The organism is Sphaerisporangium aureirubrum, assembly GCF_042658925.1.
GTDB classification, from domain to species: domain Bacteria; phylum Actinomycetota; class Actinomycetes; order Streptosporangiales; family Streptosporangiaceae; genus Sphaerisporangium; species Sphaerisporangium aureirubrum.
In genome coordinates this window covers 1-515 of record NZ_JBHSRF010000233.1, presented here as the reverse complement: position 1 = coordinate 515, position 515 = coordinate 1, and the positions used below count along the sequence as shown (strand labels likewise).

Annotated in this window: 1 protein-coding gene; it reads left to right on the top strand. The window is 71.8% G+C overall.

Features of this window, described 5'->3' with window-relative positions; genetic code table 11:
• Position 1: 1 nt before the first annotated feature.
• Entirely contained in the window at positions 2 to 376 is a 375-nt protein-coding gene (locus tag ACFP1K_RS41300; protein ID WP_380764090.1) for an Rv2175c family DNA-binding protein, read from the top strand.
• Positions 377 to 515 lie beyond the last annotated feature (139 nt).

Genomic DNA, 515 nt, shown 5'->3' with positions numbered 1-515 from the left:
CGTGGTTCACGTGAGTGCGATTCCTGCAGCTCCGGATGTACTCGCTCCCGAGGTGGAGCTCATCCCGATCCCCGAAGTGGCGAAGCGATTCAACCGACCGGTCACCCGGGTGCACCAGTTGATCCGCGAGGGTCAGCTGCTCGCCATGCGCCGCGACGGCGAGCTGAGCGTCCCGGCCGCTTTCCTCACCGAGGACGGCATCGTCAAGGGGCTCCCCGGCACGATCACGTTGCTCAGCGACGCCGGGTACCACCCCCACGAGATCTTGCGGTGGCTGTTCACCGAGGACGACACCCTCCCCGGCAGCCCCATCCAGGCGCTGTGCGAGAACCGGGGACGCGAGGTCAAGAGGCGGGCCCAGGCCATGGGCTTCTGAGCGCTCCGCGCCGGCTCCGCCCCCGGTGGTGCGGGCCGGTGGCGCTGCGGTGAAGTCGGAACGGCCCCGCGCGGGGGTGGGCGACGTGCCCGCTCCCGCGCGGGGGAGTACCCCCGCGGCTGCACCGCAGCCCGGGTGC